23 protein-coding genes are annotated in these 25,477 nt (G+C 58.6%); 11 read left to right on the top strand and 12 right to left on the bottom strand.

Features of this window, described 5'->3' with window-relative positions; genetic code table 11:
• Positions 1-336: 336 nt before the first annotated feature.
• Positions 337-2,010, top strand: coding sequence for a DEAD/DEAH box helicase (locus tag CKW07_RS04990; protein ID WP_095143866.1), 1,674 nt, complete (start codon positions 337-339; stop codon positions 2,008-2,010).
• A 70-nt stretch (positions 2,011-2,080) separates the two neighbouring features.
• Here CKW07_RS04990 and CKW07_RS04985 read toward each other — a convergent pair whose 3' ends face one another.
• On the bottom strand, positions 2,081-2,848 hold the full coding sequence (locus tag CKW07_RS04985; protein ID WP_095143865.1) for a class III extradiol ring-cleavage dioxygenase: 768 nt from the start codon (positions 2,846-2,848) through the stop codon (positions 2,081-2,083).
• A 102-nt stretch (positions 2,849-2,950) separates the two neighbouring features.
• On the opposite strand from CKW07_RS04985, the gene CKW07_RS04980 reads away from it, so the two are divergent.
• The gene (locus tag CKW07_RS04980; RefSeq protein ID WP_095143864.1) at positions 2,951-3,613 is read left to right on the top strand and encodes a thiopurine S-methyltransferase; all 663 of its coding nucleotides are present in this window, start codon (positions 2,951-2,953) and stop codon (positions 3,611-3,613) included.
• Between the two features lie 56 nt (positions 3,614-3,669).
• Here CKW07_RS04980 and htpX read toward each other — a convergent pair whose 3' ends face one another.
• Positions 3,670-4,557 (bottom strand): protease HtpX, encoded by an 888-nt coding sequence (htpX, locus tag CKW07_RS04975; RefSeq protein WP_095143863.1) that lies wholly within the window; start codon positions 4,555-4,557, stop codon positions 3,670-3,672.
• 314 nt (positions 4,558-4,871) lie between these two features.
• Positions 4,872-6,083: a pyridoxal phosphate-dependent aminotransferase gene (locus CKW07_RS04970; protein ID WP_095143862.1), complete on the bottom strand. Its 1,212-nt coding sequence runs from the start codon at positions 6,081-6,083 to the stop codon at positions 4,872-4,874.
• A gap of 224 nt (positions 6,084-6,307) precedes the next feature.
• Between CKW07_RS04970 and msrB the strand changes: the two genes are divergently transcribed.
• The 3 genes from msrB to CKW07_RS04955 all read left to right on the top strand — a co-directional run bounded on the left by msrB (position 6,308) and on the right by CKW07_RS04955 (position 7,822).
• The gene (gene msrB / locus CKW07_RS04965) at positions 6,308-6,703 is read left to right on the top strand and encodes a peptide-methionine (R)-S-oxide reductase MsrB (protein ID WP_095143861.1); all 396 of its coding nucleotides are present in this window, start codon (positions 6,308-6,310) and stop codon (positions 6,701-6,703) included.
• Between the two features lie 175 nt (positions 6,704-6,878).
• Positions 6,879-7,364, top strand: a complete 486-nt coding sequence (locus CKW07_RS04960; RefSeq protein ID WP_095143860.1) for a glutathione peroxidase — start codon at positions 6,879-6,881, stop codon at positions 7,362-7,364.
• Positions 7,361-7,822, top strand: coding sequence for a MarR family winged helix-turn-helix transcriptional regulator (locus tag CKW07_RS04955; protein WP_095143859.1), 462 nt, complete (start codon positions 7,361-7,363; stop codon positions 7,820-7,822). Before CKW07_RS04960 ends, CKW07_RS04955 begins: the two co-directional genes overlap by 4 nt.
• On the opposite strand, the gene CKW07_RS04950 is transcribed toward CKW07_RS04955, so the two are convergent.
• Positions 7,806-10,127 carry a response regulator gene (locus CKW07_RS04950; RefSeq protein WP_095143858.1) on the bottom strand — a complete coding sequence of 774 codons (2,322 nt, stop codon included), beginning with the start codon at positions 10,125-10,127 and terminating at the stop codon, positions 7,806-7,808. The genes CKW07_RS04955 and CKW07_RS04950 overlap by 17 nt on opposite strands.
• Positions 10,128-10,292: 165 nt before the next feature.
• Here CKW07_RS04950 and CKW07_RS04945 point away from each other — a divergent pair, with 165 nt between their 5' ends.
• Together CKW07_RS04945 and CKW07_RS04940 are read left to right on the top strand one after the other, a co-directional pair.
• Positions 10,293-11,183, top strand: coding sequence for an ATP-binding protein (locus tag CKW07_RS04945; protein WP_095143857.1), 891 nt, complete (start codon positions 10,293-10,295; stop codon positions 11,181-11,183).
• Complete coding sequence (locus CKW07_RS04940; protein ID WP_095143856.1) at positions 11,180-11,662, top strand: GAF domain-containing protein; 483 nt, start codon at positions 11,180-11,182, stop codon at positions 11,660-11,662. The genes CKW07_RS04945 and CKW07_RS04940 overlap by 4 nt, the downstream gene beginning before the upstream one ends.
• Here the strand turns inward: CKW07_RS04940 and CKW07_RS04935 are convergent, their stop codons facing one another.
• The 8 genes from CKW07_RS04935 to CKW07_RS04900 form a co-directional block, all read right to left on the bottom strand.
• A complete protein-coding gene (locus CKW07_RS04935) occupies positions 11,663-14,611 on the bottom strand; it encodes an HD domain-containing phosphohydrolase (protein ID WP_095143855.1) in 2,949 nt (982 codons plus the stop codon).
• A gap of 187 nt (positions 14,612-14,798) precedes the next feature.
• Complete coding sequence (locus CKW07_RS04930; protein WP_095143854.1) at positions 14,799-18,428, bottom strand: transporter substrate-binding domain-containing protein; 3,630 nt, start codon at positions 18,426-18,428, stop codon at positions 14,799-14,801.
• Between the two features lie 8 nt (positions 18,429-18,436).
• On the bottom strand, positions 18,437-19,063 hold the full coding sequence (locus CKW07_RS04925; RefSeq protein WP_095078689.1) for a response regulator transcription factor: 627 nt from the start codon (positions 19,061-19,063) through the stop codon (positions 18,437-18,439).
• 285 nt (positions 19,064-19,348) lie between these two features.
• Positions 19,349-19,756 carry a response regulator transcription factor gene (locus CKW07_RS04920; RefSeq protein WP_095143853.1) on the bottom strand — a complete coding sequence of 136 codons (408 nt, stop codon included), beginning with the start codon at positions 19,754-19,756 and terminating at the stop codon, positions 19,349-19,351.
• Positions 19,757-20,019: 263 nt separating this feature from the next.
• Complete coding sequence (locus tag CKW07_RS04915) at positions 20,020-21,351, bottom strand: deoxyguanosinetriphosphate triphosphohydrolase (RefSeq protein WP_095143852.1); 1,332 nt, start codon at positions 21,349-21,351, stop codon at positions 20,020-20,022.
• Positions 21,352-21,524: 173 nt separating this feature from the next.
• On the bottom strand, positions 21,525-21,866 hold the full coding sequence (locus CKW07_RS04910) for a hypothetical protein (protein WP_095143851.1): 342 nt from the start codon (positions 21,864-21,866) through the stop codon (positions 21,525-21,527).
• Entirely contained in the window at positions 21,863-22,252 is a 390-nt protein-coding gene (locus CKW07_RS04905; protein WP_095143850.1) for a phage holin family protein, read from the bottom strand. Before CKW07_RS04905 ends, CKW07_RS04910 begins: the two co-directional genes overlap by 4 nt.
• Before the next feature lies 1 nt (position 22,253).
• Positions 22,254-22,568 carry a YqjD family protein gene (locus CKW07_RS04900; protein ID WP_095143849.1) on the bottom strand — a complete coding sequence of 105 codons (315 nt, stop codon included), beginning with the start codon at positions 22,566-22,568 and terminating at the stop codon, positions 22,254-22,256.
• Positions 22,569-22,892: 324 nt separating this feature from the next.
• On the opposite strand from CKW07_RS04900, the gene CKW07_RS04895 reads away from it, so the two are divergent.
• From CKW07_RS04895 to CKW07_RS04880, 4 genes are all read left to right on the top strand, one after another.
• Positions 22,893-24,101 carry an ammonium transporter gene (locus CKW07_RS04895; protein ID WP_095143848.1) on the top strand — a complete coding sequence of 403 codons (1,209 nt, stop codon included), beginning with the start codon at positions 22,893-22,895 and terminating at the stop codon, positions 24,099-24,101.
• 132 nt (positions 24,102-24,233) lie between these two features.
• Complete coding sequence (locus tag CKW07_RS04890) at positions 24,234-24,470, top strand: glutaredoxin family protein (RefSeq protein WP_095078696.1); 237 nt, start codon at positions 24,234-24,236, stop codon at positions 24,468-24,470.
• Positions 24,471-24,584: 114 nt separating this feature from the next.
• Positions 24,585-25,019: a LexA family transcriptional regulator gene (locus tag CKW07_RS04885; protein ID WP_095078697.1), complete on the top strand. Its 435-nt coding sequence runs from the start codon at positions 24,585-24,587 to the stop codon at positions 25,017-25,019.
• 73 nt (positions 25,020-25,092) lie between these two features.
• Entirely contained in the window at positions 25,093-25,413 is a 321-nt protein-coding gene (locus tag CKW07_RS04880) for a transcriptional regulator (RefSeq protein WP_095143847.1), read from the top strand.
• Positions 25,414-25,477 lie beyond the last annotated feature (64 nt).

Genomic DNA, 25,477 nt, shown 5'->3' with positions numbered 1-25,477 from the left:
GCCGGGCCTTTGAAAAATAGACCGTGACGCGATTATCCGCAAAACCTGTGACACTCCTGCGTTCATGGGGTTTTGGCGATAAAAAAAGCTCCCTTTTTTGGCAAATTCCGGTATAGTGCGCGCCGGCCTTTAGCCGGGCCGCGTTTAGGTTGCGCAATTCCCCGAAGTCAGCTTCGGCTGCACGTCCGCACAGCGGACTCTTCCTTGACGATTCTTTTCATTCATTCGTTTTCGCAAATCCCCGCCGACAAAGCTGCCAGGGCGACTCTTGAGTCTCAACACGGCATGCGCAGCTTTGGAGCATGGGTCTTTGCGGATGCACTTAGAGGCAGACCCATGACCCAGGAAACCGGCGGCTTCGCCGCTTTTAATCTTAATCCGAATATTCTTGCAGCCGTCACCGCGACTGGCTACGAAGAGCCATCGGCTATTCAGCAGCAATCGATCCCGATCATCATGGCCGGTCACGACATGATTGGTCAGGCGCAAACCGGTACGGGTAAAACCGCTGCGTTCGCCCTGCCGATCCTGCATCGCATCGATCCTGCAAAGCGCGAACCGCAAGCCCTGATCCTGGCCCCAACTCGTGAGTTGGCGCTACAAGTTGCAACCGCTTTCGAAACCTACGCCAAGCAAATGCCGGGCGTAACTGTTGTGGCTGTCTACGGCGGCGCGCCGATGGGCCCACAATTGAAAGCAATCCGTAATGGTGCACAGATTGTTGTCGCCACTCCGGGTCGTCTCTGCGACCACCTGCGTCGTGACGAAAAAGTCCTGGCTACCGTGAACCACCTGGTTCTCGACGAAGCGGACGAAATGCTCAAACTGGGTTTCATGGACGACCTCGAAGTTATCTTCAAGGCCTTGCCTGCAACCCGTCAGACCGTGTTGTTCTCGGCTACCCTGCCGCAGTCGATCCGTGCCATCGCCGAGCGCCATCTGCGCGATCCGCAGCACGTGAAGATCCAGACCAAGACTCAGACCGTTACCGCGATCGAACAGGCTCACCTGTTGGTTCACGCTGACCAGAAGACCTCGGCTGTATTGAGCCTGCTGGAAGTCGAAGACTTCGACGCGCTGATCATGTTCGTGCGTACCAAGCAAGCGACCCTGGACCTGGCCAGCGCCCTGGAAGCCAAAGGCTACAAAGCCGCTGCGCTGAACGGTGACATTGCCCAGAACCAGCGTGAGCGTGTGATCGACTCCCTCAAGGATGGCCGTCTGGACATCGTTGTGGCGACCGACGTTGCCGCTCGTGGCCTGGACGTACCGCGCATCACTCACGTGTTCAACGTTGACATGCCGTACGACCCGGAATCCTACGTTCACCGTATCGGCCGTACTGGCCGTGCCGGTCGCGAAGGTCGCGCGCTGCTGCTGGTGACTCCTCGTGAGCGCCGTATGCTGCAAGTGATCGAGCGTGTAACCGGTCAAAAGGTTGCTGAAGTTCGCCTGCCGGATGCACAAGCTGTTCTCGATGCTCGCATCAAGAAATTGACCAACAGCCTGTCGCCGCTGGTGGCTGATGCTGAGTCGACTCACGGTGATCTGCTGGATCGTCTGACTGCCGACATCGGTTGCACCCCGCGTGCCCTGGCCGCAGCCCTGCTGCGCAAGGCTACCAACGCTCAAGCGCTGACCCTGGCCGCGATCGAGAAAGAACGTCCACTGGTGCCGAACAATGCACCGCGTGGCGACCGTCCAGAGCGTTCCGGTGATCGTCCGGACCGTGGTGATCGTGAGCGTCGTGCCCCGATCCCGCTGGCCGAAGGTCGTGCACGTTGCCGTACCGCGCTGGGTGCGCGTGATGGTATCGCTGCCAAGAACCTGCTGGGCGCCATCCTCAACGAAGGTGGCCTGGCTCGCGAAGCAATCGGTCGTATCCAGGTGCGTGACAGCTTCAGCCTGGTCGAGTTGCCGGAAGATGGTCTGGAGCGTCTGCTGACCAAGCTGAAGGACACTCGCGTTGCCGGTAAGCAGCTGAAACTGCGTCGCTACCGCGAAGATTGATCCGCTCTCGAGCTGATTGATCCTTCATGAAAAAATCCCCGACTGGTTCGGGGATTTTTTTTGCCTGCCGTTAGCCGAAGCGGTAAATGTCCATGCCGAGTGCGCCCAGGGTGAATCCCTGGTGGGCGATGCTGAAATCGCCACCGGCGCCACGGGCGAAGTACAGCGGCAACAAGTGTTCGTCGCTGGGATGGCTGCGAACTGCATGGGGTGCTTGCTGGCGATAATCGTGCAGCGCGGCTTCGTCGTTGGCAGCGAGTTTTTCGATCATCCAGTCCCTGAAGGCCTTGGCCCAGGGTTCGACGCTCTCGGGGCCGGCATGCCAATCCAATTCCTGCAGGTTATGGGTGATGCTGCCGGAACCGATCAGCAGCACGCCTTGTTCGCGCAGACTCGACAACACATGGCCGACGCGGGTTTGCAGGGCCGGGCCAAGGCGGCTGGGGAGCGAGACTTGCACCACGGGAATGTCGGCGCGGGGATACATCAGTGACAGAGGCACCCAGACGCCGTGATCGAACGGGCGTTCGCTGTCGAGTTGCGCGGGCAGGCCATCGGCCTTGAGCCGGTCGGCAACCTGTGTCGCGAGCGCTGGCTGGCCAGGTGCTGGGTATTGCACCGCGAACAGCGCAGCGGGAAAACCGCCGAAATCGTGCCAGGTGCGCGGTTGTTCGCCGCTGCTGACGCGCAGGTCCTGGCTTTCCCAGTGCGCGGAAACGATCACGATGGCGCGGGGTGTCGGCAACTCGGCCGCCAGGCGGGCCAATGCAGGGCCGCTGGCACCTGGCTCCAGTGCCAGCATGGGGGAACCGTGGGAGATAAACAGGCTGGGGAGCATGAAGGGTGTCCTGAGGGTTAAGATGACCTCATCTTCAGTCAGGTCAATGATCTAAATCTAATATAAGTTTTAGTGCAAATTGATCGAATTTTCAGGTGATTTATGCAGTCGGAGTTTTGGCAAAAGCGCTGGGCGCTCAATCAGATCGGTTTCCACCAGGCTGATGTGAATCCTTATCTGCAGCGCTACTGGCCACAGCTGAACTTAAAGGACGAGGCGCGGGTGCTGGTGCCGCTATGTGGGAAAAGTCTGGACCTTGTGTGGTTGGCAGGGCAGGGCTATCGGGTGTTGGGCGTCGAGCTGTCGGAAAAGGCAGTGGAAGACTTCTTCGCTGAGCAACAACTGATGCCGCGTATCACCGAGCATGGCGTGTTCAAGGTCTATGAGGCAGGGCTGGTCACGCTGTGGTGTGGCGATTTTTTCGCACTGACAGCAGCCGATGCCGCGGATTGCGCGGCGCTCTATGACCGGGCGGCATTGATTGCCTTGCCACCCTCGATGCGTGAGCAGTACGTCGCCCACCTGATGCGGATAGTGCCTGCGGCCAGTGAAGGCCTGCTGATTACCATGGACTATGACCAGGCGCAGTTGGCGGGTCCGCCCTTTGCGGTAAAGGATGATGAGGTCCAGGCGCTGCTGGGTGATCGCTGGCAGCTCGAAGTTCTTGAGGTGCGGGATATCCTGGGTGAGAGCTGGAAGTTCCTTCAGGGCGGCGTCACGCGCCTTGACGAGCGGGTTTACCGCCTGAGTACGGCAGACGCCTGAAGCGGGCGGGCACAAAAAAGGGCGACCGTGGTCGCCCTTTTTTGTGGTTGTGGCACTTAGCCGCGACGACGCAGTGCGTCAATGCGCTCTTCCAGCGGCGGGTGGCTCATGAACATGCGAGCCAGCCCTTGCTTGATGCCGCCGTTGATGCCGAAGGCGTTCAAGGTGTCCGGCATGTGCACCGGCAGGCCTTGTTCCGAGCGCAGGCGCTGCAGGGCGCCGATCATCGCGCTGGTGCCGGCCAGACGGGCACCGGCCTCGTCTGCACGGAATTCGCGCTTGCGCGAGAACCACATGACGATGGAGCTGGCCAGGAAACCCAGTACCAGTTCGGCGAAGATGGTCGCTACGTAGTAGGCGATACCCTGGCCTTCTTCGTTCTTGAAGATCACCTTGTCGACAAAGTTGCCGATGATCCGCGCGAAGAACATCACGAAGGTGTTCACGACCCCCTGGATCAGGGCCAGTGTCACCATGTCGCCATTGGCGACGTGACCGATTTCGTGCGCCAGGACCGCTTTCACTTCATCGGGCGAGAAACGTTCGAGCAGGCCCTGGCTGACCGCGACCAGTGCGTCGTTCTTGTTCCAGCCGGTGGCGAAGGCATTCGCCTCGTAGGCCGGGAAAATCCCGACTTCGGGCATCTTGATGCCGGCTTCACGGGACAGCTCTTCAACGGTTTGCAGCAGCCATTGTTCATGGCGAGTGCGCGGTTGGCTGATGATTTGAGTGCTGGTGCTCATCTTCGCCATCCACTTGGAGATGAACAGCGAGAACAGAGAGCCGGCGAAACCAAAGACCGCACAGAAGATCAGCAGCTGATTGAGGTTGAGATCAACCCCGTTGGCCGCCATGAACCCGTTGAAGCCGAAAAGGCTCAGGGTGATGCTGGCAATCAGCACGACCGCCAGGTTAGTGGCCAAAAACAGCAGGATGCGCATCATGGTTGTAGAAATCTCCTCATGCTAAAGATGTAGCGTACTGCGGGGTATATAAGGTGATGCACCGGGCTATTCAACCGGGTGACTATTTCAAACTGTGTCCTACAGCCGGATTCCTGTTCGTTGCAGGGCGATTCTGATTTTTTTCGAGCCCCTGTCCGGCTGCCATTTACTATCGCAACTACCGCCATCATTGGGTGTAACGCGCGCTCAGGTGTCTGCGCGAGCAATCAAGGCGCGGTCACGATGAAGAATGTTTAATCTGTTGCTGAGTTGATCGCCGAGGGCATTGAAATGACGCCTCGGCGTGGCAGGGCTTATTGGCGATAGGACTTCAGGAAGTTGCCGATTCGGCCGATGGCCATGTCCAGGTCATCCACCCGTGGCAGGGTCACGACACGGAAGTGATCCGGCCATGGCCAGTTGAACGCCGTACCCTGGACCACCAGCAGTTTTTCCGAGAGCAGCAGGTCGAGCACGAATTTTTCGTCGTTGTGGATCGGGCAGACTTTCGGGTCGATCCGCGGGAAGGCGTAGAGAGCACCCATCGGCTTGACGCAGCTAACGCCCGGAATGTCGTTGAGCAGTTCCCAGGTGCGGTTGCGTTGTTCCAGCAGGCGGCCAGGAGGCAATACCAGGTCATTGATGCTCTGGTAGCCGCCCAAGGCGGTCTGGATGGCGTGCTGGCTCGGCACGTTGGCACACAGGCGCATGTTGGCCAGCATGTCGATGCCCTCGATGTAGCTCTGGGCGTGGTGCTTGGGGCCGGAAATGGCGATCCAGCCGGAGCGGAAGCCAGCCACCCGGTAGGACTTGGACAGGCCGTTGAACGTCAGGCACAGCAGGTCCGGTGCAAGCGAGGCGGTGCAGATGTGCACGGCGTCGTCGTACAGGATCTTGTCGTAGATCTCGTCCGAGAACACCACCAGGTTGTGCTGGCGTGCCAGTTCCAGCATGCCCAGCAGGACTTCGCGGGAATACACCGCGCCGGTCGGGTTGTTCGGGTTGATGATGACCAGGGCTTTGGTATTGGGGGTGATCTTGGCCTTGATGTCGGCCAGGTCAGGGAACCAGTTGGCTTGCTCGTCGCACAGGTAATGCACCGGGTTGCCGCCCGACAGGCTGACGGCGGCGGTCCACAGTGGATAATCCGGTGCCGGGACCAGCACTTCGTCACCGTTGTTGAGCAGGGCCTGCATCGACATCACGATCAGCTCGGAAACACCGTTGCCCAGGTAGATGTCTTCGATGCCGACACCTTCCACCTGCTTTTGCTGGTAGTACTGCATGACGGCCTTGCGCGCACTGAACAGGCCTTTGGAGTCGCTGTAGCCCTGGGCGGTCGGCAGGTTGCGGATCACGTCCTGGAGGATTTCATCGGGTGCTTCGAAACCAAAGGGTGCCGGGTTGCCGATATTCAGCTTGAGGATGCGATGGCCTTCCTCTTCCAGGCGTTTGGCGTGCTTGAGCACTGGGCCGCGAATGTCATAACAGACGTTGGCGAGCTTGTTCGATTTGCTGACCTGCATGGCGATGTGTTCCCGAAAATGAACGATCCAGACGTCGTATGAACTACCGTACTGGGAATCCTGCGTTCTCACACCAGCCTGGCACCTGGGTTGCGCGCAGCAAAATCCGTTTGAGTGCGTGTAACGCGGCTGCCAGACTGGCGTCAAATGAGGCGCAATCATACGTGCCACCCGATCCGTGGAAAAGGTACAGATCGGGCTTTTTCATATGCCGAGGTGTAACGATGGAAAAACTCGAAAAAACCCTGGAAGAATGGCGTGCGATGCTCGACCCGGAGCAGTACAACGTTTGCCGTCTGAAGGGTACCGAACGACCGTTCTCGGGCAAATACAATGGCACCAAAACCGACGGTGTTTACCACTGCATCTGTTGCAATGAGCCATTGTTCGACGCGAAGGCCAAGTTCGACTCCGGTTGCGGCTGGCCAAGTTTTTATGAGCCGATCGGCGCAAGCGCCATGGTCGAGATCCGCGATGTCAGCCATGGCATGATCCGCACCGAAGTAGTGTGCGCCAAATGTGATGCGCACCTGGGGCACGTGTTCCCGGACGGCCCGCCGCCGACCGGCTTGCGCTACTGCATCAATTCAGTGTGCCTGGACCTGGTCCCTCGCCAGTAGCATGGGAGGGGGCGGGCGACGATCCATTGTCGACGAAGGCGATGTCACACATGCCTTCGCTGGCGCGCCCGATCCCGGTGCAGTTGGTCGGTATCCAAGCATTTAAATTGCGCACAATCTAATTGCCCGCTATGTTCGTCTCTTGCCCAACCTTTGGATAAAGGAGCATCGCGCCATGAATGACAACCTGCTGAACATTCCGTGCACCACCATCAAAGGTGAGCAAAAGACCTTGGCCGACTACGCCGGCAAAGCGGTGCTGGTGGTCAATACCGCCAGTGAGTGCGGTTTCACCCCGCAATACAAAGGTCTGGAGGCGTTGTGGAAGACCTATAAGGACCAGGGGCTGGTGGTGCTCGGTTTTCCGTGCAATCAGTTCGGCAAGCAGGAGCCGGGCGATGAGAGTGCCATTTCCGAGTTCTGTGAGTTGAACTTTGGTGTGAGTTTTCCGCTGTTCAAGAAGATCGACGTCAATGGCAGTGATGCCCATCCGTTGTTTGTCCAGCTGAAGAAGCGCGCGCCGGGTGTGCTGGGCTCTCAGGGGATCAAGTGGAACTTCACCAAGTTCCTGATCGGTCAGGACGGCAAGCTGGTCAAGCGTTTCGCCCCCGCGACCAAGCCGCAGGATCTGACCCGCGAGATTGAAGCCCTGCTTAAATGAACGACCTGTCAGCCGATTCGCTGGAGCTCGACAGCCAGCTCTGCTTCAAGCTGTACGCCGCGTCGCGGGCGGTGATCCGTGGCTACAAACCGATGCTTGATCAATTGGGGCTGACTTACCCGCAATACCTGGTGATGCTGGTGTTGTGGGAGTGGCAGCAGTGCGCCCCCGAACAGCCAACCGTCAAGGCCCTGGGCGAACGCTTGTTGCTGGATTCCGGGACGCTGACGCCGTTACTCAAGCGACTGGAGCAGATGCAGTTGGTCCAGCGCCAGCGCTCGGCGCGCGATGAGCGCGAGGTGCACTTGAGTCTGTCGCAGGCCGGTGTTTCCCTGCGTGAGCAGGTCGGGCCACTCAAGGCGCGGCTGTTGTGCGACAGCGGTGTCGACTTGCAACGCTTGAGTGAGTTGCGTGCAGGCCTTGATCAGTTGCTGGGGCAGATCAAGGCGCTTTCGTAGCGGGTGCCCACAGGTCCAGCAAGGCGGCCAGTTCTTCACGGCGAAAGGGCTTGGCCAGGTAGTCGTTCATGCCCGCCGCCCGACAGCGTTCACGCTCCTCGGGCATGGCGTTGGCGGTCAGGGCGACGATCGGCAGGTCCGGCCAGCGACCGCTGCGACGGATATGCCGGCTGGCTTCATAGCCGTCCATCACGGGCATGTTGCAGTCCATGAGTATCAGGTCGAAGCGGTTCAGTTCCAGCTGATCGAGGGCTTCGGCCCCGTGTGCGGCGACTGTCACGTCGCTGCCCAGCTTGCTGAGCATGCCTTTGGCCACGAGCTGATTGACCGGGTTGTCCTCCACCAACAGGATTCGCGCTCGCTGCCGGGGTGAAAGGCCTTGTGTCGGCGTGTCGCTGACCAAGGGCGTGTCAGCTTGCAAGGCGCGGCGCAGTGTGTGGTAAAGCGCTTTGCGGGCCAGGGGCCGGGCCAGTTGTTGCAGGGGCGCCAGGGTGGCGGTTTCCTCGCCTGGCATGAAGTTGCCGTAGGCGGTAACCAGCAGGATGGGGGCGTCAAACGCCGGTCGGAAGCGAAACAGACACTCTGGGCAATCGGTGATCAACAGGTCGGGAGTGTAGCGGGTCAATGGGTCGTCAATCGTGCGCTGTTCATAGGCAAGACCCCAACCGGGGAGCAGGTTACGCAGCAATTCGGCCAGGCCACTACCGGTCGATGTAACGGCCAGGACCTTGCCTGTCAGTGGGGCGGGGGGAGCGGCGAGCGCGTGTGTGGGGAGTGGAAGGTCGGCACAGAACTGGCTGCCGAATCCGGATTCCGAGCTGATGCTCAGACGACCCTGCATGGCATTGCACAGATTGAAGGTCAGGGCCAATCCCAGCCCGGTGCCGCCGAACTGACGGGTGATACCGGCTCCCGCCTGGGTAAAGGGTTGGAAAATCTTGACCTGCGCCTCTTGCGCGATGCCGATGCCGGTATCGCACACTTCGATCCGCACACCATCCTCAAGGGTGCTCAAGCGCACATCCACCCGTCCGAACCGCGTGAATTTGAGGGCGTTCGACAGCAGGTTGCTGACGATCTGGCGAACCCGCGTCGGGTCGCCCAGCACCAGGGAGGGAAACTGCGGGTCAATCAGGCATGTCAGCTCGACGCTGGGTGCCGCGTTCTGTGACAACAGGTTGGCCGTGTCTTCGATCAGTGAGCCGAGATCGAAGGGAATATGCTCGAGTTCAAGTTGCCCGGCGTCGAATTTCGACAAGTCCAGGATGTCGTTCAGCAGTTCCACCAGTACTTTGCCGGAGTCGTGGGCAATCGACAGCTGCTGGCGTTGCTCGGCATTCAATGGACTGTCCAGCGACAGCGCGATCATTCCCAGCAGGCCATTGAGCGGTGTGCGGATTTCATGGCTCATGTTGGCGAGAAAATCCGAGCGTGCCTGAGCCATGTCCAGCGCTGTCTGTCGCGCGACTTCCAGTTCCCCATTGGTTGACGTCAGGCGGGTGTTGATGGCTTTCAACTCGGAGGTACGCGAGGAGACGATATGTTCCAGCTGGCCGAGGTAGTCGGTCAGCCGGTTTTCCGCGGCGCGTCGCTGCTGGATTTCAATGGCCATGGTCTCGATGTGTTGGTTGGCGACCTTGACCAGTACGCCGATTTCGTCATTTTCGTGGTCTGCGGGACAGTCCAGCGGTGGCTGGTCCGCGCTGCGTGGATCTCGCAGGCTCAGCTCGCGAATGACCCGGACCAGCGGCTGGGTGAGCATGACGTAGAACAATGCCAGGAGAATCCCGCTGAGTATCAGGCTACGGAAAAAACCGTTGAGCAAGGTGACTCCTGCTCGATTCAAAAAGCGGGTGCCGAAGGTGTAAGTGTCGATCTCCAGTTGCAGGGTGCCGAGGGATTCGTTGGGCAAGTGTTCGAGGAACAGGCGTTCCTTGAATTGGCGATTGGCGCCAAACAGGAAGTCACTGATCACCCGGTAGGCGTTTTGTGAGCGCGGTCGCTGTACGTTGGCCAGCACGGTATTGTTGTTGTCTATCAGTTGCGCGCCGATCACGGCCGGCGAGCGCAACAGGCCGAGCGTCAGCTCTTGGGCCAGTTCGGCATCGATGTTGTAGGCGATCCGTGAGGCGGGGCTGTGGCTGATTTCCAGCAGCGACAGTATTTCCCGATTGATGGAGGCGTCTTCACTGGCATAATCGATGCCTATTTGCAGCAGGCTCAGCAGCATGCCGAGAATGAAACCAACCAGCACAGTTAGCCTGGCTTGTTTGTAAGACAGGCGGTTGGTGAATTTGATATCCATTGGGTGCTGAACCACTTTCGTTTCCCTTCTGGGCGAAGCATAGCTGATCATTGCCGGGTTTCGGGCGGTCTGTCGGGTGCGCCATTATCCCGAACGGTCCGGCATAACGCGCTGTTTTTACTTTTCTGTCCCCATCATTACTGTGAACGAGCCTGAGGAGAAGTCGTGGACTCTCGATTGAATGCCTTTCTTGAACGCGCCGATGCGGTTCTGGCTCGTATCGAGCCTCTGCTGCCTGCGCAGCGCACCGCCATCGACTGGACACAGTGCCTGGCTGCGCGCTGGCAACGTGAGGGGCGCAGCGGTTTTCTATTGCCGCTCGAGGTCAGCCTGGACATGCGTTTGTCCGACCTGATCGGCGTGGACAAACAGCTGGAGCAGTTGAACCGCAACACCCGGCAATTTCTCGATGGCATGCCTGCCAACCATGCATTGCTCTGGGGTTCGCGAGGCACCGGCAAGTCGTCGCTGGTGCGGGCGTTGTTGGCCGAGCACGCCAAGGGCGGTCTGCGCCTGATCGAGATCGAGCGCGATCACCTGGCGGACCTGCCCCGGGTGGTCGAACAGATTGCCAGGCTGCCTCAGCGCTTTGTGCTGTTTTGCGATGACCTGTCGTTCGAGGCGGGCGAGGGCGATTACCGGGTACTCAAAAGCGTACTCGACGGCTCGTTGGAGCAGGCGCCGGATAACGTGCTGCTCTATGCCACCTCCAATCGCCGCCACCTGGTGCCGGAAAAAGAGAGCGATAACGAAAACTGGAAAAGGGTCGACGGTGAACTGCACCCCAATGAGGCGGTGGAGGACAAGATCGCGCTGTCGGACCGATTTGGCTTGTGGTTGTCGTTTTATCCCTTTACCCAGGAACACTTTCTCGATGTGGTCGAGCATTGGGTGGGGCAACTGGCAGCCAAGGCCGGCCTTGAGTGGCAGCGTGATGAACAGCTCGACATCCTCGCGGTGCGCTGGGCCACCGGCCGCGGTAATCGCAACGGCCGTTGCGCGTATCAATTTGCCCGGTACTGGGTAGGACTCAAATTGTTGGAGCACAAGGCATGATCGATTTGCAAAACACTGGCGCAGGCCTGGAGGGCTACGGCCTGCTGTGTGCGCAACTGGAGTCGTTGCTGGCCGATGAGCGTGATTTTATCGCCAATGCCGCGCAGTTTTCGGCGTTTGTGTTCAACCAGCTCGATGACCTGAATTGGGCCGGGTTCTACCTCAACCGCAATGAAGAGTTGGTCCTGGGGCCGTTCCAGGGGCAGATCGCCTGTGTGCGGATTCCGTTTGGCCGTGGTGTTTGCGGTGCGGCGGCGGCCACCCTGACAACGCAACGGGTCGAGGATGTACACGCGTTCGCCGGGCATATCGCCTGTGACAGCGCCTCGAACAGTGAATTGGTGGTGCCGCTGGTCAAGGACGGTCGCCTGATCGGCGTACTGGATCTGGACAGCCCGTCCCTTGCCCGCTTCAGCGTCGATGATCAGGCTGGCATTGAACAGCTGGCGGCCATCTTCCTGCGCTTGACCGACTGCTGATCAACTGGCCAGCCCTGCCTTGGCGAGCAGGGTTTCCGAGTCCACGGCATCGATTTGCTGGGGCTCGAGGAATTTGTCGGCGTATTGCTGGTAGATCTTCTCGTTGACGAACAGCGCAAACAGCTGCGGATCGATATGTGCATCGCGGCACATGAAGGCCATGATGGCCAGGGCCTCACTCAGGGTCTTGGCCTTCTTGTAGGGGCGGTCCGCCGCGGTCAGCGCCTCGAAGATGTCGGCAATTGCCATCATTCGCGCGGGCAGGCTCATCTCCTCACGCTTGAATTTTCGCGGATAGCCGGTGCCATCCATTTTTTCGTGGTGCCCACCGGCTATTTCCACCACGTTACTCAGGTGCCCGGGAAAGGGCAGGTGGCTGAGCATCAGGATCGTCTGCACGATGTGATGATTGATGATGTAGCGTTCTTCGCGGGTCAGGGTGCCTTTGGAGATGCTCAGGTTGTACAGCTCACCGCGATTGTATTTGTACGGTGGTACGTCGAGCTTGAACCCCCAGGGGTTGTCTGCCGGTATCAGTTCGGCGTCGTTGCGTTCGAACAAATGCTCGGGTCTATCCGCCAGCAGCGACTCACTGACGGGGAGTTCAGGGGCCGGGGTGCGTGCCTGACGGTGGTTCTCTTCCCAGGAAACACCCAGTCGGTCATCCAGTGTCCGGGTCCAGGTTCGCTGGGCGATGCGGTGCAGTCGTTGCAGGTCTGCATCGGCCATGGCTTCGCTCCCCAGGTTGCAGCGAGCGATGAAGGCGAAATCGTCATCGAGGGCGGTCAGGCTGGCATCACGTGCTTCACTCAGGAGTGGCTCGTGGCCGCCCAGGGCAAGTGCATGCCAGTAGTCGATCCAGGCATCGCGCTTGAGGACTTCGAAGCGCGTGCGGATCTCGTGGATGCGGTCGTTGAGGGTTTCCAGCTTGGTGGCTTTGTCGACCACGTATTCAGGGGTGGTGACTTTGCCGCAGTCGTGCAGCCAGGCGGCGATATGCAAGGTTTCCCACTCGTCGTCGGTAGGCTGGTAGGCCATGAACTCCGGGGCCTGGCTCGCGGCAGCGGCCTGGGCGAGCATCAAGGTCAGTGCAGGGACGCGCTGGCAGTGGCCACCGGTATAGGGGCTCTTGGCGTCAATCGCGCCGGCCAGTAGCTTGATGAAGGCGTCCAGCAACTGTTGTTGCCTGGCCTGCAAGCGCTGGCTTTCGATACTGACGGCAGCGGCGCCCGAGACCGCCTGGATGAATGCAATCCGGTCCGGTCGAAGCTTCTCCAGGTCTGCGTGTGCGCCCGTGTCGGTGAGCAGCAGGACCAGTGCGCCGACGGTTTCGTTATGGCGATTGTGCAGGCGAATGCCAATCAGGTGAGCGCTCGGGCAATTCATGGCGAGCAACACTGCTTGCAGGTCGGCGGCCTGTTCGAAGCCGAGTACGGTGACCAGTGAGTCCTGGCTCAGCAGTTGCCGGAACCAGGCAGGGTGCTGGGTGTCGTCAGGGTCATAGCCGCTGATGTTGAAGGCCGAGAGTGCCTGAGGCTTATCCTCGATGATCAGCCCGTGGGGCTCGAGCCGGTTTCCATCGTGCTCACGCAGATAGATCAGGCCGGCTTGCGCCTGGCCGATCTTCACCGTTTCGAAGAGCACCCGTTGCAGGAGGGGGTCGAAGCGGGTTTCCGCAGACAGGCTGTCGGTGATTTCGAAAAAGCTGGCCAGCGTGTCTTTCATACGTGCCATTGATACGCTGAGTTGGTCGACCTCCAGCACGGGGGAGCGCCGAGTGACCGGGTAGTTGAAGTCGAAGCTGCGAATGGCATCGGCTTCCTGTACCAGTGCGCGCAAAGGTTTGACCAGTATTCTGGAGGTTAGCCAGCCCAGCGGTACGCAGAGCAGCAAGGTGGCCAGGGTAATCAACGCGCCTTGCCAGCGCATTCGATAGGCGTCCACCAGTAACTCGTCTTCGGGAACCATCAGGGCCAGTTGCAAACCTCGCGGGCCACCTTCGGCAATGCTACTGCGGGCAAAGATCCATTCACGGCTGGCTACCTCCAGCCGTTGACCGCTGCTGGTGTTCTTGAACAGGGCGTCCAGCGCCGGGCTGAGGTCCTTGACCTTGGCCAGGTGCGCCTTCTGATCGTTGATGATCAGTTTGTTGCTGTCGGGGTAGGCGACGGCATTGCCATCGCCATCAAACAGGACGATTTCGGTGCCGGGTGTTACCTGGTGCCTGGCCAGGGTCGCAGACAGCTGGGCCAGTGTCAGGTCGGCGCCCATCACGGCATTGGCGCTGCTGCGTCGGGCCAGGGTCGTGCCGATATTGTGGGTCGAAAAGAAAATGTACGGCTCGGTGGTGATTTGCTCCTGGGTTGCGTTTGCACTGTTGAACCAGGCGCGAGTGCGTGGGTCGTAGGTTTCCTGCGGGTTGTCCCGGCGCTCGACCAGGGTCAGTGACGGGTCGTAGAACAGGGACTGTGAGCGGGTGTGTCCAGTGAGACTGTCACGGTCGATGCTCCAGACTTGAAAGGCGGCAGTTTCAGGTGCCTTGAGGGTGTGTTTCAGCGCTTCGCTGCGCAGTGGGCGAACCATGAAAAAGTCACCGTCAGCATAGCCTGCATAGAGTGATGCCAGTTCTGTATTGTCGTTGAGTGACTGGCTGAAGGGCCTGAGCAGCGCCAGTCGTTGTTCCAGGTTCGTCGCCTGCATCGCGGGGTTTTGCACCAACAGGCTCAGCAAGCGACGAATGGGACGGTAAGTCGTGTGCAGGTCATGCCGCACGTCCTGTTCTATTCGGTCGAACAGTTTTTCGCTGCTGGACAGGATGATCTGCGTGGTTTGCCGGTAGTTGAAAACTCCCAGCACAATGCCCGTGAACAGCAGAAGCAAAGTGAACATCACGCTGATGTGCACGTGCAGCGGAAATCGACGTTTCTCCGGGTGCAGTGGGCTGGGCATCGCGGTGTCTCTCCATCGTCATGACACACTGCTGAGCACGCAAGCATAGTAAATGAAGGACCAATCCGCCTTGGATCCCCAGGGGCTGTTGAGCAAGCCTTGGACGAACAACCTGGCAAGCATGGGACGGTTGTTCGCAGGCCCGCAAGCGCCCGAACTCACCCGGTCGGTGCCGGGGAGCCTTGACTCAAGAAACGGCTTGCAGGCTGAGCTGTTGTTGCAGGGCCTGATCCAGCTCAAGGATGGCGTACCGCATCCGGTTTTTGTGGGCTTGGAGCCTGTCCTGAGAGAAGTCCTCGTGGCACATGCGTTCGAGCGCCTCACAACTGTCTATCAGGGTTGAAGCCTGGATGAGGCGCGCCGCACCTTTGATTTTGTGTGCGACATCGATGAAGGCCTGCCGCCCGCTTGCAGGTGGTAGTCCAAGTAGCTCCTCCAGGTCGAGGCGGTTACTGTTGAGTAGTTCGGCGAGCAATCGATGTGCTCGCAGGGGGTCACCTCCGGTGAGTAAATGCAGACTGTCCAGGCTGAAGACCTGGTCCTTGCTGATCGGCTCAAGTGCTTCCAGGCGTTGGCTCAGTGTCGTCAGACTGATGGGTTTGAACAGGCAATCATTCATGCCTGCCTGCAGGCATCGCTGTTTTTCCTCTGGCTGGGCGTTGGCGGTGAAACCCAGCACCGTACAACGTGGGCGCTGCTCTTCCTGCTCGTGGGTACGGATGGCACGGGTGAGCTCGTAACCATTCATCAGGGGCATGTTGCAGTCTGCAATCACCAGATCGAAATGGCTTTCTTTCCAGCTCCGCAAAGCGTCTTCGCCGTTGTTGGCCGTGATCCATCGATGGCCCAGGAAGTCGAGTTGCTGGCACATCAGTAATCGATTGGCGGGATGGTCGTCGACCACTAGCACGTTCAAAAGGGTTGTGGTCCTGGCAAGCGCCGGTTGCGGGGTGTCCTGGGCGATTGCGCCAGGCAGTGTGGTCATCGGCAGGCACACCCGTGCCTGTGTGCCAGTGCCCGGTTCACTGGTCAGCTGCAAGGTGCCGCCCATCATTTCACACAGGCTGCGGCAGATCACCAGGCCCAGGCCAGCGCCACTTCTGGCCCGGTGCCCGGTGTTGCCAGCCTGGGCAAAGGGCTCGAACAGCTGACGCTGATCGTCCTCGCTGATACCGATTCCGCTGTCACAGACCCATAGCTCGATGAGCCATCGATCGGACTGCGGCGAGGGTTGCAGACGGACCTTGATGGTGATTTCACCCTGCTCGGTAAACTTGATGGCATTGCTGATCAGGTTGGACAGTATCTGCTTGAGACGCAGCGGATCCGTCATGAAATCGGGCTGTTCGTCCGCGTCGGGAAGCGTAAGGATCAGGCTGAGGTTTTTTTGTCGTGCGAGCCCGTCGAAGACCCGCACGACTGCTTCGACGGTTTCGCCGAGGTTCACCCGTTCGGGGAAGAGGCTCAGGCGGCCGGACTCGATTCGGGCGATGTCGAGGATGTCGCCAATAAGCTCGAGCATGTCCTTGGCCGAGTTGTAGGCCACTTCGATGGCCGAACGATCAAGGTGGTTCGGATCGGCGCGCCTGAGCGTCAGTTCGAGCATGCCGATCACTGCGTTCATCGGCGTGCGGATTTCATGGCTCATGGTGGCGAGGAATGTGCTCTTGGCGTGGCTGGCCTCATCGGCCTGTTCCTTGGCAGACCTGAGTTCATCAAAAAGCTGACGCCGCTCGCTGATATCGATCCATCCTCCGATGATTCCCTGGACGTCACCCGTCGAATCCCGGTAGGGAAGAATCCAGTGGTAGATCGTCAGTTTTTGCAGGCCGATGTGCAGGGGGCGATCAAGAATCAACGGAACGCCTTCGGCCACCACGCGTCGATAATCAGCGTGGTATTGCCTGGCTTCAAGCACGTTGCTCATGGCACCTTGCATCACATCTTTGCCGATCACGTCTTCGCGTCTGGCGCTGAAGGCTTGCAGATAGCTGTCGTTGCAACTTTTCAGCAGCCCCTCGCGGTCACGCACATAGATGGGGTGAGGTGTCCCGTTGACCAGCGTCTGCATGAACTCGAACTGGTCACTCAGTGCTCGCTCCGCTTGTTGGCGTTGCTTGATCTGCCTGCGCATATGGGCATTCCAGGCCAGCAAAGTCAGTAGCAGCAGGCTGCTGCCGATGAGCAGTTGATACAGTAAGCGCTGGTAGGTGCGCCAGGTGTTGCCGGAGGTGCTCGTGTAACCACGCCAGCGACTGTTGATTATGCCCAGTTCGTCTGGTGCGATGCTCAACAGGGCTTTGTCGAGGATGGCACTCAGTTCGGGAGCGTCGCGTGCAGTCGCCAGGGACAACGCGGCCTGCCGAGTGCCAATTGTCGCGCTGATCTGCAGTCGGTCCTCGAACAGCTGCGAGTCGACGAAATAGTTGGCAGTCACCAGCGAATTGACCGCGCCCTCTACCTGGCCCTTGGCAAGTAGTTCTACCGTGCTGAAGGTGTCAGGTGTTTCGACCAGGTGGATCGTCGGGTGCTCGCGGATCAGGTAGTCGCGCAATGGATTGCCTTGAGTGATGGCGAGGCTTTTGCCTGCCAGTTGCTCCAGGCTGGTCGGGCTGGAGCCGCTTTTTCGGGTCAGCAAGACAAATGAATTCTCAAGATAGGGACGGGTGAAACTCAGAAGGGCTTCACGCTCGGTATTGGGAAGCAGGGCGGCAATCAGGTCGACCCGGTTCTCCTGGACCAGCTTGATCATTTCGTTGTCGCTTCGGCTGCGGTGAATCTCGAAGCGCAAACCGGTGCGCAGCCTGATCAGTTCGAGCAGGTCGGCAGTAATCCCTCTGAATGTTTCATCGGCGTCAAAGAACGTCAGCGGGGCGAAAGCATCGTTGACGGCCACGCGGACCACCGGATGTTGTGCAAGCCAGCGTTCTTCGCGGCGGGTCAATTGCAGTTTGTGGTCAGTCAGAAGAATGTCGCTGCCGGCGCTCCAGCGCTTGGCGATGCTTTCGCGTTCTCCCGTGGCTACCGCCTTGAGAACGGTGTTGATGATATGCAGAAGGTTCTGATTGTCCTTGCGAACGGCAAAACTGAAACCATAGGCCTCGTGTTTTCCGAAGTTGGCCATTCGCACATTCTTCAGATAGCCCTTGTTGATCATGTAGTGGGTTGAAATGGTGTCACCCAGAAAGACGTCGGCCTGGTCGAAGGCGACTGCATTTATCGCATTCAGATAGGACGGATAGGGGGTGATGACCGCCTTGGGGTAGAGCGCCTTTACCTCTTCCGGTGGCAGGTAGTGATAAACCATACTCAAGCGCATGCCGGCCAGGCCCTCGGTCAACGAACGGCTCTCGTTCTCCCGGGTCACCAGGACGGGTTGGTCAATGGCATAGGGGGCGGATAGTGCGATGTTCGAATACCGGGCCTCGAAACCATTGGCCGTTCCGAGCAGGTCGATCTCGCCGTTTTCGAGTGCCTGGATGGCAGCTTCGCGGGATGGGTAGCGACGGATCTTGATGGGCAACCCCAGGGAGGCGCCCAGGATACCGGCGTAGTCGGCGGTAAAACCCTCGTATTCATGGCCGCTGATCGTCAAGTCAAAAGGGGGGTAGTCGGGCGCCGAACTGCCCAGGACCAGTTCGCGTTGGTTGAGTACCCACTGCCGTTGTGGTTCATCCAGCTGGATGTCCATGTGGCTTGCCGTTGAACGACTGAGCAATGTGTAATGTTCGACTCCGGGTTCGGCTATGGACACTGAGGCATTCAGGTATAAACCTGCACTCAAATACAATAAATAGTCCTTTAAACACCTGGGCATCCTGTCTCTCACACTAAAGCGTTACGTTTTGCCATCTCGATAAGTTCTACCAGGGACTTGGCCTTGAGTTTTTGCATGAGTCTTTTCTTGTAGGTACTGACAGTCTTGTTACTGAGAAACATGCCCTTGGCGATTTCCTTGTTGGTGCGACCCTGGGCGAACAATTGCATCACCATCAGTTCGCGATCGTTGACGGACTTGAACAAGTCCAGTTCCGCGCAGAGTGCTTCGTCGTCGCGAGACGGGTTCAATGCCTGGCTGGGAAAATAGTTGTAACCGGACAACACGGCTTTGATGGCGCTGAGCAGTTCGCTGAGGCCTTCCTGTTTGCAGACATAGCCTGACGCACCGGACCCCATGCAGCGGATTGCAAAAAGTGTTGGCGTTTGAGCCGTCAATACCAGTGTTTTCGGTCGCGTGCTCATGGCGTTGAAGCGGGAGAGGATTTCCAGCCCGTCAAGTTTGGGAATGCTGATGTCCAGGATGATCAGGTCAGGCATGCATTCGCGAACCATCTGCATCGCATCGACCCCGTTGTCGGCTTCACCTACTACTTTGTAGTCTTCATGCTCTAGTAACATACGCAATGCAAGGCGAATGACGGGGTGATCGTCGACAATAAAAACTGAGTTCATAATCAAATCCCATATGTGCACAAATAAAGCGAGCACCTTAGCTCAGATATGGAAGCCGACATATAAACGGACAGGGTTGGGGGTGCAATATAGGACTAATCCTACAATGGAAGGGGCAGGGGATTACGTGCCAAGTAGGTGGTTGTGGGCGAAGAGTGGATGTTTGGATAATATATTAATTGATGTGACAAGGTTGGATGAGCGCTTGCCTGATTCGCTAAGTACTGGTGTGGGTCTATGTACAGTGGTGCTCTCTATGCGTCTTGGTGTTCTGTGCAATGATTGTCATGGATGGTTGATGTTGGAGCAATACAGAGTCAATAAATAAGTGAACTCGGATTGCTTCAGTGGTTTTGGCAGCAGCCCCAATAAAGGCAGGTGTTGCTCGCGGGCCTGCTTTTTTAGCCTGTCCAGTTCGATTGTATCAAGGCTGCTCAGGATAATAGCCTGTTGGATCAGGCCCTGATGGTTGGCAATAGCAATCAAGTCGAGACCTGAAAGGTCTGGCAGGCATTGGTCGCACAGCAATATCTCGAAAGGGTTATGCATCCGGTTCATCGCCTGCAGTGCGGCGTTGGCGCTGTTTGAGGTCGTTATATGGGTGAAGCCGTAACTTTCAAGCAGGTATTGGGTTGCCTTGAGTTGAAAGGGATGGTCCTCCACCAGCATGATGCGAAAGTTGTATGAGAGCATTTAGTTTTCCATGCAGGATCGCCAACTTGAGGTGATGGACAGTGGAGGATTATTTTTTCAGTCGCTAATATTTTTTTGTGTCCGAATATCTATCTGTCGTAGGAGGTCTATTTGTTGTTTCAGTATGGAACAATTGATTTGTGTGTAGAGAGAAACAGTAAGTTTGCTCGGTGTAAGATGTAGGGTGATTCGCTCATTATGTTGAACGCTGAACCTGTGCTCAGTCGCACGCCAGATGCCTGGGTGCGACGGAACCATGGGGCTTAGGGGTGGCGGGAGCGTCCAGTCATTTCCAGGGCCATTTCGCTAGCGTAGCTGTCGGTCATGCCGGCAATGAAATCGATCATGCGTAAAAACGACGCGTGCAAAGGGCCGTGCGGGTCGGGAGCATTGTTGCCGAGTAGATCGAGTATGCGACGATTCTTGAATGAGGCCGTACGACCGCCATGTTGCTCCAGCGCGGCCCCGCAAAAGCCGTTCAACAGAATCTCCAGGGTTGTATACGCACCGATTTCATGCAGGGTCTTGCGCTTGTCCTGGAAGATTTTTTTACGCGCCATGTCCTTGGCATTCAGCACGCAACGCTTGGCCGGGCCGTGCATGTGCTCCACTAGATCGCCTTGCAAGGTGCCCGCCAGCAGGGCGTCCTGTTGCTCGACGAATGCACGCGCCGCTGCATTGGTCAGGTGTTCGATGGCCTTGCCACGCAGGATCGCCAGTTTGCGTCGGCGCGAGTCGTTGGCACCCAGCAGACGGTAGGTTTCCGGCAAGTCATCACCGACCAGGCCGAGCAACAGAGCCTCCACTTCGGCGTATTCCAGCAACTCCATCTCCAGGCCGTCTTCCAGGTCGATCAAGGCGTAGCAAATGTCATCCGCGGCCTCCATCAGGTAGACCAGCGGGTGCCTGGCCCAGCGTTGTTCGTCCAGTTGTGGCAGGCCCAATTTCTGGGCGATTTGCTCCAACAGTGGCAGCTCGCTCTGGTAGCAGCCGAATTTATGCTTCTTGTAACCCAGCGAGTCGGCGTGGCGTGCTGTCCAGGGGTACTTCAAATAGGTGCCCAGTGTCGCGTAGGTCAGCCGGGTGCCACCGTCGAACTGGTGGTATTCCAGTTGTGTCAGAACCCGGAAACCCTGGGCATTACCCTCGAAGTTGAGGAAGTCATCCCGTTCGACTTCGCTCATGGCATCCAGCCAGCCCTTGCCTGCGGCTTGTTGGAACCAGTACCGGATGGCGTCTTCACCGGAGTGACCAAAGGGGGGGTTGCCGATGTCGTGAGCCAGGCAGGCAGATTGCACCACCATCCCCAGATCGCTGGGCTCGCACCAGTCGGGCAGGGCGCCGCGAATGGTTTCACCGACGCGCATACCCAGTGAGCGCCCAACGCAACTGACTTCCAGCGAATGGGTCAGGCGGGTATGGATATGGTCGTTGCTGGTGACCGGATGGACCTGGGTCTTGCGCCCCAGCCGGCGGAAAGCACCGGAGAAAATGACCCGGTCGTGGTCTTTGTGGAACGGGCTGCGGCCGAGTTCTTCCGGGCTGTGCACCGGCTTCCCGAGGCGTTCACGATTAAGCAGGGTATGCCAATCCAAGGCTGGGCTCTCCGTAGGGTGACTGATGCGTTAGCTTCCCGGTTCGTGCCGCCGGCTGCAAGCGGAACCCGAGTCCGAGCCCGTCGGTATCGATACTCGGTAAACGGGCAGACGACATCGAACCTCTCGATAAAGAGGTTCGAGCCCGCAACACTGCGGCCAATGACAGCGGACTAGTCTTTGCGTGAGGTGCCTTGCATCACCAGCTTGATCAGCGGCAACAGTGTGGTGCCCAGCCGCACCCATCGGGAGACATTGCGCAGGCCTCCACCCTTGGCGCCTTTGCCGGTGAGAAAACCCAGCAAGGTCACGGCGGCCACTCCCCAGAGTGGCGCGTGCTTGATGCCCAGGCCCTCCTGCAGGGTTTGCGACATGCCGCGTATTCGCTGCAAGGGTTGCAGCAATTGCCGGGACTCATGACGTATTTCCTGGCGATGCATTTCCATGCGCAAGCGGATCAGGGCCTTGCGCATTTCTTGCCGCGAGCTGTTCTTGGGGATCTCGGGCAGGTTCATGGCAACAGGCGCTCCCTGTCGTTGTTCAGCTCTTCAAGGGTGGCGTGGAACGGCGACGACTCGTCGAAGACCGCAGCTTTCAGGCGCATGCCACAGAACAGGGCCGCGAGCGCATAGAACACGCACAGGCCAACGATGGCCGTCAGGCGATAGGTATCCCAAAATACAATCAACACCAGTGCCGAAAGACCCACCAGCAACAGCAGGGCGAACACCAGCGCAAGGCCGGCGAACAGCAACAGGCTGACCGTACGCGCCTTTTGCTCTTGCAACTCGATGCCGAACAACTCGACATGACTGTGCAGCAACCCTAGGAACGCGGCGCCCAGGCGCCGCGATGAGGAGCCGGAGTCTGTTTCCGGCGAGCCGGATTCACCGATCGCCATATCAGCGCCGAGTCGCCAGCAGGCCAATCAGAAAGCCCACCCCAGCCGCGATACCCACCGACTGCCAGGGGTTGGCCTGGACATACTCTTCTGTCGAAGAGACAGCGGCCTTGCTGCGCTCGCTCAGGGAGTCCTGGGTCAGTTTCAGGGTCTCGCGGGCGCGCACCAGGCTTTCGTGAATCTGACTGCGCAGTTCGTCGGCTTGATCACCGGCCAGTGTCGCGGTGTGTTCCAGCAGCCGCTCGGTGTCGCTGACCAGTGTCTGAAAATCTTCCATCAGGATTTCTTGAGCAGTCTTTTCCGTTTTGCTGGCCATGGTGATCTCCATAAGTGGCGTGTGAAGTGTTCGAGTATGAGCCGTTCGCGAAGGTTCAGTGCAAATGGCTGGTACAGCTTTTGCTATGTCGTGGTGCGTCAATCGGTGCTGTGGTGCTGAAAACGGGCGTGCTTCGCGAAAACCTTAACCTAAATAATAGTAATCAGCGGAAACATCCAGGCAAGGATTGACCCCGCCGTTTTTTTTGCGCCAAAACGGTTCGCCGTAAGGCGAGTTGATGCCAGGGGAGGTGTCAACTTGGTGCGCAAAAAGGCCTGGCGAACTGCTTTGGTGCTTTTTCCGGATTGAAGGTCTGCCAACCCCATGGAAAATCTGCAAAGTGCAGTGGACAGTCTGGTCCACGGTTCCAACACGCTCTTCATCCTGATCGGCGCGGTCATGGTCCTGGCGATGCATGCCGGTTTCGCCTTCCTGGAAGTCGGTACGGTTCGTCAAAAGAATCAGGTCAATGCCTTGTCGAAAATCCTCAGCGACTTTGCCATTTCGACCCTGGCTTACTTCTTTATAGGCTACTGGATCTCATACGGCGTCCATTTCATGCAACCGGCCTCGGTGATCAGTGTCGATCACGGTTATGGGCTGGTGAAATTTTTCTTTCTGCTGACGTTCGCCGCCGCCATTCCAGCCATTATCTCCGGCGGAATTGCCGAGCGGGCGCGGTTCATACCGCAGTTGTGCGCCACCGCGCTGATCGTGGCGTTCATCTATCCGTTTTTTGAGGGCATTGTCTGGAATGGCAATTTGGGTCTGCAAGCCTGGTTGCTCGAGCGCTTTGGTGCCGGCTTCCATGACTTTGCAGGTTCGGTGGTGGTGCATGCCATGGGCGGCTGGTTGGCATTGGCGGCAGTACTGCTACTCGGACCGCGCAATGGACGGTACCGCGACGGGCGTCTGGTGGCGTTTGCTCCGTCGAGTATTCCGTTCCTGGCATTGGGTTCGTGGATTCTGATCGTCGGCTGGTTCGGCTTTAACGTAATGAGCGCACAGACTCTGCAGGGGGTCAGCGGTCTGGTGGCGGTCAATTCGTTGATGGCCATGGTTGGCGGCACCGTGGCCGCATTGATCGTTGGCCGTAACGACCCGGGGTTTCTACACAATGGACCGCTGGCCGGGCTGGTCGCGATCTGCGCGGGCTCGGACCTGATGCACCCGGTGGGGGCCCTGGTGACCGGTGCCATCGCCGGGGCCCTGTTTGTCGGGTGTTTCATTGCCGCGCAAAACCAATGGAAGATCGATGATGTGCTGGGCGTCTGGCCATTACATGGCTTGTGTGGCGCCTGGGGCGGCATTGCCTGCGGGATCTTTGGCCAGACGGCGTTGGGAGGGCTGGGTGGTGTCAGCCTGATCAGCCAATTGATCGGTACGGCGCTGGGTATTGTGGTGGCATTGATCGGGGGGCTTGTGGTGTATGGCGCAATCAAACGCTTGCATGGTCTGCGCCTGAGCCAGGAAGAGGAGTACTACGGTGCTGACCTGTCGATCCACAAGATCGGTGCCGTCAGCCAGGACTGAGGGGCGCCGGGTGCGCAATGATCTGCACCCCGATCTGCGCGCGGCCTCACCTCCTCATGGGAGTGGCTGGCGCTCGACGGTTTTTTATGTCCGGCCTAGAATGATCACCCATTCCTCAGTGATCTGTACCTCATGCCTTCTGAATGCCAGTTGTTCGGCACCCTTGGCTGCCATCTCTGTGAACTCGCCGAAGCGGAACTGATGCCGTTGGTCGAGCACGGATTGTTGGTGGAACTGGTGGACATTGCGGACAGTGACGCGTTGTTTGAAGCCTATGGCTTGCGAATTCCGGTGTTGCGCCGGGTCGATACGGGGGCCGAACTGGGCTGGCCCTTCGATGCCGAGCAAGTCGTGGCGTTTTTGCGTTGACCCCTGGCTTTTGTTGCGACACGGACTCCGTTTGTCGTGATCTGCCTGTAATGCGTTGGCGCGCGCTTGAATATTCGGTTACTGTATGTGCATACAGTTATTCGGGTGGCCGTCATGTCCCTCACCATACTCGCAAGTCGTCAGCGCTTGCAGCTGCCGGATTCCGGTGAGCTGAGCATCAGTACCCTGCATTGCGCCGCTCGAGAGCAGGCGCACTGCGACTTCTCGCTAGACCGGATCGTGGGTCTGGGGGCCGAGCAGGTGCGTGCGGTCCTGGTTGATGACGACAGCTTGCTGGGATTCGGTATTTATCCCGGTGACCGTCTGATCGTCGATCGTTCGATCCAGCCTGTTCAGGATCAATACGTGGTGGCCCATCTCGACAGCGAAAACGATTACTGCGTGCGCCTGTTGGCGGCCGATCCCAAGGGAGGGCTGCTGCTCAAGGCTGCGCGGCCCTCTATCCCCTCGGTCCCCTTTGATGAACTCGACCCGGCCCCGATCTGGGGGGTGGTGCTGTGGGTTGTCAGCTATGTGGGGCGCGGATGAGGTTGACCTCGCGGGCCCGATTGCTTTGAGCATCTGGCGCGCGCACGGGATTACGAAATGAGAGGGATGCAACATGGTCAAGGTTGAACAGTTGAAAGCCGGCGTGAACCGGATGTCGGTCGACGTGGTACGCGAGGCGGTGCGGGAGTTACGCCTGGATGGCCTGGTGACGGAAGGGAAAACACCGTTCAACAAAGTGCACTTCAATACCTGTTTTGCCGAAATCGAGGCCCTGTTTCAGCGCGCCGGGTATCACCGTCAGCTGGATGTGGTCGGTTACCAGGGCTTGTTGTATGCGCTTTATGATCCTGGCCGCTGGGAAGCCGTCGATGTGTTGCGCTGGTTGAAAGAGTTCACCGACGCGGCAGCGCTGCGCGAGTCCTTGACCGCGTGACGGACATCAGAGGGGGCCGTGTGGAATCTGTCCTAGGTCCGTTCAAGCCATTGTTGGATAATAG

Source organism: Pseudomonas sp. Irchel s3b6 (assembly GCF_900187415.1).
Lineage (GTDB): Bacteria > Pseudomonadota > Gammaproteobacteria > Pseudomonadales > Pseudomonadaceae > Aquipseudomonas.
The sequence above is the reverse complement of the archived record's forward strand: the minus strand, read 5'-3'. Positions and strand labels throughout refer to the sequence as shown.

Bases quoted from the DNA above. Each gene is read 5' to 3' on its own strand.
- CKW07_RS04990 (WP_095143866.1), top strand. From the start codon at position 337: ATGACCCAGGAAACCGGCGGCTTCGCCGCTTTTAATCTTAATCCGAAT.
- CKW07_RS04985 (WP_095143865.1), bottom strand. From the start codon at position 2,848: ATGCTCCCCAGCCTGTTTATCTCCCACGGTTCCCCCATGCTGGCACTG.
- CKW07_RS04980 (WP_095143864.1), top strand. From the start codon at position 2,951: ATGCAGTCGGAGTTTTGGCAAAAGCGCTGGGCGCTCAATCAGATCGGT.
- htpX (WP_095143863.1), bottom strand. From the start codon at position 4,557: ATGATGCGCATCCTGCTGTTTTTGGCCACTAACCTGGCGGTCGTGCTG.
- CKW07_RS04970 (WP_095143862.1), bottom strand. From the start codon at position 6,083: ATGCAGGTCAGCAAATCGAACAAGCTCGCCAACGTCTGTTATGACATT.
- msrB (WP_095143861.1), top strand. From the start codon at position 6,308: ATGGAAAAACTCGAAAAAACCCTGGAAGAATGGCGTGCGATGCTCGAC.
- CKW07_RS04960 (WP_095143860.1), top strand. From the start codon at position 6,879: ATGAATGACAACCTGCTGAACATTCCGTGCACCACCATCAAAGGTGAG.
- CKW07_RS04955 (WP_095143859.1), top strand. From the start codon at position 7,361: ATGAACGACCTGTCAGCCGATTCGCTGGAGCTCGACAGCCAGCTCTGC.
- CKW07_RS04950 (WP_095143858.1), bottom strand. From the start codon at position 10,127: ATGGATATCAAATTCACCAACCGCCTGTCTTACAAACAAGCCAGGCTA.
- CKW07_RS04940 (WP_095143856.1), top strand. From the start codon at position 11,180: ATGATCGATTTGCAAAACACTGGCGCAGGCCTGGAGGGCTACGGCCTG.
- CKW07_RS04935 (WP_095143855.1), bottom strand. From the start codon at position 14,611: ATGCCCAGCCCACTGCACCCGGAGAAACGTCGATTTCCGCTGCACGTG.
- CKW07_RS04930 (WP_095143854.1), bottom strand. From the start codon at position 18,428: ATGCCCAGGTGTTTAAAGGACTATTTATTGTATTTGAGTGCAGGTTTA.
- CKW07_RS04925 (WP_095078689.1), bottom strand. From the start codon at position 19,063: ATGAACTCAGTTTTTATTGTCGACGATCACCCCGTCATTCGCCTTGCA.
- CKW07_RS04920 (WP_095143853.1), bottom strand. From the start codon at position 19,756: ATGCTCTCATACAACTTTCGCATCATGCTGGTGGAGGACCATCCCTTT.
- CKW07_RS04910 (WP_095143851.1), bottom strand. From the start codon at position 21,866: ATGAACCTGCCCGAGATCCCCAAGAACAGCTCGCGGCAAGAAATGCGC.
- CKW07_RS04905 (WP_095143850.1), bottom strand. From the start codon at position 22,252: ATGGCGATCGGTGAATCCGGCTCGCCGGAAACAGACTCCGGCTCCTCA.
- CKW07_RS04900 (WP_095143849.1), bottom strand. From the start codon at position 22,568: ATGGCCAGCAAAACGGAAAAGACTGCTCAAGAAATCCTGATGGAAGAT.
- CKW07_RS04895 (WP_095143848.1), top strand. From the start codon at position 22,893: ATGGAAAATCTGCAAAGTGCAGTGGACAGTCTGGTCCACGGTTCCAAC.
- CKW07_RS04890 (WP_095078696.1), top strand. From the start codon at position 24,234: ATGCCTTCTGAATGCCAGTTGTTCGGCACCCTTGGCTGCCATCTCTGT.
- CKW07_RS04885 (WP_095078697.1), top strand. From the start codon at position 24,585: ATGTCCCTCACCATACTCGCAAGTCGTCAGCGCTTGCAGCTGCCGGAT.
- CKW07_RS04880 (WP_095143847.1), top strand. From the start codon at position 25,093: ATGGTCAAGGTTGAACAGTTGAAAGCCGGCGTGAACCGGATGTCGGTC.